The organism is Bacillus sp. NH11B (genome assembly GCF_001884205.1).
Lineage (GTDB): Bacteria > Bacillota > Bacilli > Bacillales > Bacillaceae_G > Bacillus_A > Bacillus_A proteolyticus.
Map to the genome: position 1 here is coordinate 1 of NZ_MAOG01000097.1, position 8794 is coordinate 8794.

Annotated in this window: 4 protein-coding genes and 2 pseudogenes; all 6 read right to left on the reverse strand. The window is 32.8% G+C overall.

The annotated features are described in order from the left end of the window. Positions 1–165 precede the first annotated feature (165 nt). Positions 166–726: pseudogene (locus tag BAU27_RS14380) on the reverse strand (IS6 family transposase); the annotation flags it as partial. 1007 nt (positions 727–1733) lie between these two features. Then, entirely contained in the window at positions 1734–2903 is a 1170-nt protein-coding gene (locus tag BAU27_RS14385) for a serine hydrolase domain-containing protein (protein ID WP_071771218.1), read from the reverse strand. 1629 nt (positions 2904–4532) lie between these two features. After that, a pseudogene (locus BAU27_RS14395) lies at positions 4533–4745 on the reverse strand (IS4 family transposase); the annotation flags it as partial. 217 nt (positions 4746–4962) lie between these two features. Beyond that, complete coding sequence (locus tag BAU27_RS14400; protein ID WP_254797963.1) at positions 4963–6069, reverse strand: serine hydrolase domain-containing protein; 1107 nt, start codon at positions 6067–6069, stop codon at positions 4963–4965. Positions 6070–7123: 1054 nt separating this feature from the next. Next, positions 7124–8008, reverse strand: coding sequence for a TetR/AcrR family transcriptional regulator (locus BAU27_RS14405; RefSeq protein WP_071771222.1), 885 nt, complete (start codon positions 8006–8008; stop codon positions 7124–7126). 409 nt (positions 8009–8417) lie between these two features. Next, positions 8418–8723, reverse strand: coding sequence for a S8 family serine peptidase (locus tag BAU27_RS14410; RefSeq protein WP_071771223.1), 306 nt, complete (start codon positions 8721–8723; stop codon positions 8418–8420). Between the last annotated feature and the right edge of the window lie 71 nt (positions 8724–8794).

Consider the following 8794-nt stretch of genomic DNA (forward strand, 5'->3'; position numbering starts at 1 on the left):
TTTAAATAAGAATGACCTTTAACACATTTCCAAGTATAAAGAGCATTTCTTAATAAAAAGTGGGGGAGCTTCTTAAGATTTTCTTAACAAACAGTTTCACAGGTTCTGGTGCAAATACTTAGGAAAGATATAAAGATGCGAAAAGTTTCCTAGTGAAATCTAGTCTTAAGCAGCAATTCCAAATAGTTGATGGATGAACTTCACTTGATTTTGGACAGACTTGTCCAATAAAACAAGTTGCCCTTTTTTCATCATATGCATAGCTTCTATTCCAGAAAGAATGGATGTAGCTGTGCGAAAGGATTTCAATCCTAACATCGAACGAACCCGCTTTTTAATAAACCGATGATCTTGTTCCACTATGTTATTGAGATATTTCACTTGCCTTAGTTGGATGCCTAATGGCATCTTTTTTTCTTTTCTCAATTCTTCAACTGCTATAGGATAAGCTGGATTCTTATCTACTGTCACGACACGAGGCTCAGAAATATGAAAAGACTGCAAAGCTTTCTTGAAGAATCGCTTTGCAGCCTTGTGGTTTCTTGCTTTGCTTAGGTAAAAATCAATGGTATTTCCTTTCGAATCGACAGCACGATACAGGTACATCCATTGACTTTTCACTTTGATATATGTTTCATCGACTCTCCAAGAGTCATTGGTTTGCTTGAGATGACGACGGATTCTTTTGTCAAATTCAGGACCATACTGATGAACCCAACTCATAATCTTATGAGTCAGTTCCTTTTCTGTTTTGCTACCGATAAGTGTGGTTATGTAAACTTTTAATATAGTTTTTAATCTTTGGACAGGATTAAAATTGTTAAATAAAAATTATTTATACAAATTAATCCCTTATCTATAATAGATAAGGGATTAGTTTGATTTTGTTGTATGGTATAAACAAAATTGAGTGTCATAATATATGGTAACATGAATATTCATATGTCTTTAAAATTTTATTTATTCTAAACAAACAAAAAGAACTAGTATCATACTAGTTCTTTTTGTTTGTAAATCCATATTTAAGTAGTAGGGTACTACATATAAATCAATACAATATTAGAAGTAAAAGGATACCAACCTTTGTACAGATTAATTATAGTATAAATTTTCAGAAAAAATATATTTATTAGTTGGTTATTTATTCCTTGTTTTCTGCAATTAGTTACATTTACCTGATGTTTTTAATGTAATATTACGTTAAAATATAAAAGAATAAAATATATTGAGCTGTTATACCATTACCCTAGGAAACTAGGGTTTTTATTTCTACAAAATGAAATTTTTATTAAAACGGTACTTCTTTATTTCTCAATATAAAGAGTCTAGAATTTTCACTAACAATCATGTAATATATAAGCAAAGAGTAAGGTAAGAGTTACTCTTTGCCATTTTAGGAGAGGATTTGCTATACATAGCAGGTCCTCTTTTATGTAAAATGATAATAAAGTTATTTAAGGGGTATCGCCATATGCCCATCAAGCTAAAGTTTTATTACACCCCCAGAACGAAATTTTTGGGCTTTCTTGCGAAAAAAAAGCTTATTTATCGTTTTGGGGGTAACCTGTTTTCTTAAGTTGATGGCAATGTGGTGCTACCCCATTGCTATCAAGCTAAAAAAAATCCAAAAAAACCAAATTTGTTTTTTAGAGTAAGTTGGGGGTTTTTGAACTAGAAAGGTATATGTTTAACTATAAAAACTATGACAAAATTTATCCGTTTTTCCTTTTTGCCTACTTGCTAAATTCGGCAAGTAAAATATTTTTAAAAGGGTCAGGACTGTTAGCTTTACCCATGCTGTTCAAATTGACGGCTAACGTATGCTTGCCTCCAAGTGTACCTCCAGCAAAAGTACAAAACCCTGGAATGCCACCTGTGTGTCCCCATATCGAGACACCGTTTGGAAGTTTAGTTTCATAGATTCCAAGACCATATCCATCGATTTTTGCTCCTCCTGTAGGAACAGTAGTAAGCATTTGTTTTAGTTGCTGTTCTTTCAGTAATTTACCCCCAAGTAAGTAAGAGAAGAATTTGTTTAAATCATCAGCAGTAGAAATCATATCTCCAGCCGAGCTCCCCATACTTGGGTTATAATAAGTAACATCTTTTGGCTCACTTGCTCCGTCTAGTTGGATATATCCACGGGCATGCTTGGTTCCTGGAATTACGCTTGAATTGCCAGGTAAGAATGTATTCGACAATTCAAGCGGTTCAATAATCCGATTTTCAATCTCTTCCGCATAGCTGTTCCCTGTTACTTTTTCAATAAGGATCCCTAGTAATACGTATCCTGTATTTGAATAAGACCAGCTCTTTCCTGGAGCAAAATCTGGGGGCATCGAAATTCCCATCTTTACTAATTCTTCAACAGTATAAGTTTTTTTTGTATCCATCATATTAAAATCCTTTGACCTTGTGTATTCAGCGATACCACTTGTGTGGTTCAATAATTGCCGGATAGTAATCTGTTTATCATCATATCCATTTCCTTGAATGACACCAGGCAACCATTTTTCAATAGAATCATCTAGATTCAAGCGGTTCTCTCCGGCTAATTGAAGTACAACCGTTGCGGTGAACGTCTTCGTCACGCTGCCAATTCGAAAACGAAAATCCGTTTTCATTGGTTTCTTGGTGCTCAGATCCGCTACCCCAGCTGCATAACTCCACGTTTTTCCACCCTCAGAAGTTTTAGCAAGTATCCCTGGATATCCAAGTTGCAATGTATCCCGCATTGCTTGCTTGACGGAATTACGATCTCGTTGAGTGCTTGTTTGTAACGAACTAGATACATTTTGAGTGGGCTCTGCTTTTACAATTGAGGTTGGCGTTGTGTATAACAGGGAACTTCCAGTTATTAAAAGGGCCAGACTTGCAAATGTAATTTGACTACGTATTTTCATAAGCATTCCTCTCCTCTATTCATATTGTATAGGTGGTCGCGTACTGTTGCATACTAACCACACAGCTATCATCTCCACTAATGACAAAGGGTCAACATTGAATTCGTAATCATCTTCGTAATGATTATTTTTACAAACGCCATTCTGTCCTAACAAACGGTAAATCCCTCTTTTTCCACAGGTATGTTAACCCCAGAAATTACTTTTTTTCTGAAACACTCTTGTTGCTGGTTTGTTTTTCATATATAAGTCATATCTGTTCCGCCTTTCATGCTTCTTTATATCTTGATCATACACAATGAAAATCTCTTTTTTCTTACCTATTCCTTACAAATTCCTTACGTTCAAAATGGGATCACCGCATCAAAAAAAGAAGATTCTCATCAACAATAGAGAAAGTAAACACCTGTTTGTAAAGATATACCTTTGTAAACGCTCGGTCGCTTTTTAGGACGGTTCATTTGTAAAACTCACCAATTGTGACTTTGCGCATAAATAATCTAAGAATTAAACACCTGAATATTTACAATATTTAGTGTAAAAAATATCAATTTACTATAATATGTAATTTATGTAAAATCGTAATTAAGCTAAACTCTTCTTTAAATTCTTGCCCCTAACAAGGATTTAAAGACCATGCTATTTTTAGTTACAAATGCGTAAAAAGAAAAAAGCCAAATCTATACAGAATTTGGCTTTTTTCTTTGGAGTTCATGTAAATAACAACTTGAACCCACTACTCTTTTTCAAATGTAATGTAAAAAGACAATAAAGTTTTTTAATTTTAAAACCTAAAACAAGCATAACCCCGTTCTAAATTTAGGACGGGGTTAAAATATAGTTGTTTAATTTTCGATATAAGATACTTCACTGTACTTAAAAATATAACAATAAAGTCGTTTAAAAATCTAAGGTTTATTCCACAATAGCGTCCGATTGTGGAATATTGAAAAACACGATGATTGTAAAATAACTCCACAGTCATTTTGCTAAAGCTTCTTTTAGTTTAATAAGGAAATTTTGAGAACCAACTTCCTAGTCCCAATCCATATATAAACTCACCTTTAGCTTTTCTTGCTCACAACCTGGACAATCTAGAACATCACTTTGATTAATATCGCCTAAAGGCTTTGACGGCATTTGAGTATTACATCGAGGACAAGTATGAGTGTTCGTGTAAGATTGGGTTCCTGATTTCATATGTAAATGTACTTTATTTAATAGGTAACAACACTTCTGACAAACATATAGACCGTAGTAGCATTCAAAAGACGTTTCCTTGTTATTAATAAACTCTCTGATGTATTGCCGACCTTCTTTTTCCTCATACCATTCTAAAATCGAACTCAAGTTTATATACCTAAATCCAATTCCTAAAAAAACATTTTGATTGTAAGAGCAATGTCCGCAGTTCAAATTATAAGCTACTCCCATAAATCTCAAATACCTCTCTTGTCCAGTTTAGATGGAAAACACTACAGAGAAATTTTAACACAAATATCCATATTTTAAAGGTGTTATTCCATAAAATCGCCCGATTGTTGAATAACATGACTGGCGTTTTTTAAACAACTTTATTATGTTTTAAACGACTTTATTGTAAATTAAACAACTTTATTATCTCTGTACAGCTTCTAAACAGCTAGATAACTGAGTTAAAGAAGTCATAGCTACATTTTGGCTCCCCCATACACATAAAGCGACTAAATCTTTTGCTTGGTATTTACTGGTTCGTTGCACGAAACCAACATCTCTAGCAAAATCTCGTAAGATATTTGGAGATAAAAAACTTTGAATCTCTTGAGCAAATAGTTGTACTTCATCAGATATAGAAATAGACATACAAACACGCCATCCTTTCCTATGATTCTACAGAAAGAATAGCGTATTTTTTCATTTTAGGGAAGATTTTGTTTTATTAGCTTAATAGCATTGAGTTGCCTCCAGAATTCCAAAAATACCAAAATCATTCTTTAGAGTAATTTAGGGTTTTTGAACCAGAAAGGTATATATTTAACTATAAAAACTATGACAAAATTTATCCAGTTTTCCTTTTTGCCTACTTGCTAAATTCAGCAAGTAAAATATTTTTAAAAGGTTCAGGACTATCAGCTTTAAGGATGTTCAAATTAACGGCCAGCGTATGCCTGCCTCCAAGTGTGCCTCCAGCAAAAGTACTAAACCCTGGAATGCCACCTGAGTGTCCCCATATCGAGACACCGTTTGGAAGCATAATTTTGAAAATTCCAAGCCCGGAATCGCCAAGTTCATCTATTCCTGTAGGGACTGTTGTAAGCATTTGCTTTAGTTGCTGTTCTTTCAGTAATTTACCCCCAAGTAAATAAGAGAAGAATTTGTTTAAATCATCAGCCGTAGAAATCATATCTCCGGCCGAGCTCCCCATACTGGGGTTATAATAAGTAACATCTTTTGGCTCACTTGCTCCGTCTAATTGGATATATCCACGGGCATGGTTGGTTCCTGGAATGACGCTTGAATTTCCAGTTAAGAATGTATTCGCTAAATCAAGTGGTTCAATGATTCGATTTTCAATCTCTTCCGCATAGCTGTTCCCAGTTACTTTTTCAATAAGAATTCCTAGTAATACATATCCTGTATTTGAATACGACCAGCTCTTTCCTGGAGCAAAATCTGGAGGCATGGATATTCCCATCTTTACTAATTCTTCAGCAGTATAAGATTTTTTTGTATCCATGATATTAAAATCCTTTGACATTGTGTAATTAGCGATACCACTTGTGTGGTGCAATAATTGCCGGATAGTAATCTGTTTATCATCATACCCGTTTCCTTGAATGACACCAGGAAACCATTTTTCAATAGAGTCGTCTAGATTCAAGCGGTTCTCTTCGGCTAATTGAAATACAACTGTTGCGGTGAACGTCTTCGTCACGCTGCCGATGCGAAAGCGGAAATCTGTTTCCATTGGTTTCTTGGTTCTCAGGTCCGCTACTCCGGCCGCATAACTCCACGTTTTCCCATCCTCGGAAGTTTTAGCAAGTATCCCCGGGATTCCAAATTTCAAGATATCACGCATTGCTTGTTTGACGGAATTACGATCTCGTTGAGTGCTTGTGTGTGACGAACTAGATACATTTTCAGTGGGCTCTGCTTTTACAAATGTAATTTGACTACGTGTTTTCATAAGGCATTCCTCTCCTCTATTCATATTGTATGAGTGGTTGCTTGTTGTTTCGTATTAATTACACAGCTATCATCTCCATCAATGACAAAAGGACAACATGGAATTTGTAATTATCTTCATAATGATTATTTTTGTCCTAACAAACGGTAAATCCCTCTTTTTTTACAAGTATGTTAACCCCAGAAATTACTTCTTTTCCTTACAACACTCTTATGACTAGTTTGTTTTTCACATAAATATATCTTATCTAATCCCCCCTTTCACTCTTCTTTATATTTTTATCATCCACTATTAAAATTGCTTTTTTCTTATCCATTCCTTACAAATTTCTTATGAAAAAGCTTATTTATCGTTTTGGAGGTGACCTGTTTTTTAGATTGATGGCAATGAGGGCACCATATCAAAAAAGAAAACTGTACGTTTGGACACGATTTGGAAACACCTTATCCGGTTCCCTGTACATAAGAATCCCTTATTTAACCGAAACAAGTAAGAGTATTTCATTCACTTACATAAGGTATTACAAGAGAAAATCTAAAATAATTTAAAAAGTCCCTTTTTTAGATTTTCTAACTAAGTTATTAGACCTTTTTTGTTCATCCTTAGTTAATCCATACGTAACTATTACTAGACTTAAAAAAGTGTGGGCAACTATATTAGCGATTAATAAAATTACAGGGAATTTTATATTAGGCTCCCAATACTGATTAATCAAACTGATTGTAATGTAACTCCTGTAAATATCAAATGAATTATTAATGTTATTGCTTTTAATGATATTTTATTAAATTTAACAAAGAGCACAGCAAGTGGTACTAATAAAATAATATATATTTAATATTAATCGCTCACCAACTAGTAGAAATATATTTTAACTGCTCCTTTTTTCAATTCAAATAATACTTCACCCATGAGTACTATAACTAGAATACTCATCATTACATACAACTGAGTACCAGGAATATTCCCTCTAAAAATTTATATAATAAATTTTATAACTTCTATTAATTCACCTAACATAAAAGCTCACCTCTATTAGAAATAGTGTTTTCCATCAAAAATCTTTTTTTATTTGTTGTAATAAACTAAATATCTCATCTACTATGAATTCTAATTCTGTAAATTGCCCTATATTTCTTAGCATCCCTTTGATAATTATGATATCTGGGTTACTCTTAGATAATTCATCGTTAATAAACATTAAAGAAGCATTGACTTCTTGTTTTTCTTCTTGAGTAAAATAAATGTTATGGATTAATTGATTGATTGCATTCAATCGTTCCTTAATTTTATTTGTATATATAAGCTCCTCTCTAATCTCCTTATTTTTCATGTAATTTTCACTAAGAATCGGGGATATATGCTTATTTTTAAATCCCTTTAAGATACAGGATATGGTTTGTGTAATAAAATTAACTAATTCCTCAACTGATATATCCGCTCCATCTAATATCACAACTGCTGAGTATTCCTCAATTAGACTATTTAATATAACGGCCTCATCTAATACACAATTTTTCAGTTCTTCTCCTCCGACATACTTCATTAGTTGCTGAAACTTAATATAAATTTCCCTGCGTTTTCCCTGAATAAATTCCATAATTTGTGGATCATTAATATTTTGTTCTTTCATTTGCATTTTAAGGAAATTTTCATGCTCAAATGCGACACTTAGATAATTATTTAAAACTTTGTTTAATTTTATTAGTCGTTCCTCAAAAGATTCATTATTACTTATAACGCTAACATCTAAACTATTGTATAAGCAGTCTAAGTAATAACCATATATAGAAATTAAAATATTCTTTTTGGAAGTAAAATGAGCATATAACGTCCCCTTAGCAACTCCGGCGTGATTTGCAATCTCTTGCACATTAGTAGCATGAAAACCCTTTTCTGCAAATAATTTCAAAGCAGATATTATGATTTTTTCTTTCAAAGCTAGCACCTCTTTCTGACTTTTCAAAAACTGTTCCTACCTCAAAATAAAATTGAACTGAACTGTTCAGTCTATTAAATCCCATTTTATACCTTTCTAATCAAAATTTCAATGAATTTTCTTTAAATTTAAAAAATATTTATTTGTCATAAAGATTCTAGTATCTTAAGTTTATTCATGATATATAATTAGAAGATTCCACTTCACTCATCACAGAAAAAATAATAATGGACCGAATGAGTGGATTTAGAATATAAAACAACTGGTTTATCCCACTAAGATATAACCAGTTATTTTAACGATTAAAATTATTTAAGAACACATTTCTTATATGTCTCTAAAAGGCACTAATATCTCTGCAAAATAAATTACTTAACCTTCTATTATGGTTTTTGGTTTTATTCAAATCTTATTTATTGTTGATTAATTTCAAGGACTCATATGCATCTACCGTACCCCTTCCTGAAAGTTTTTCTTTTCTATTTGTTCCAGATTTTAAGGTGGTTTGATACATAATATTTTGAATTTCATTAATAGACAAATTTTTTAATTTTTCCTCTTTATACTCTGTTAATATAAGAGCCCCAACCGCTGATACTGTAGGAGTAGATAGGCTCGTACCATAAGAAAATTCATAACCACGTGGAAAATCACCATTTTCAGCAATATAATTTGGGAGATAAGTAGGATAGGTTGTTAATAGGGGTACCGCCACATCACCATCAAGCTAACAAATAAAAACACCCCCAAAATGAAAAAAACGATATTCTTTCTATCTAAATTGTA

Excerpts from the sequence above, each read along its gene's own strand:
- BAU27_RS14385 (WP_071771218.1), bottom strand. The coding sequence starts at position 2,903 with ATGAAAATACGTAGTCAAATTACATTTGCAAGTCTGGCCCTTTTAATA.
- BAU27_RS14400 (WP_254797963.1), bottom strand. The coding sequence starts at position 6,069 with ATGAAAACACGTAGTCAAATTACATTTGTAAAAGCAGAGCCCACTGAA.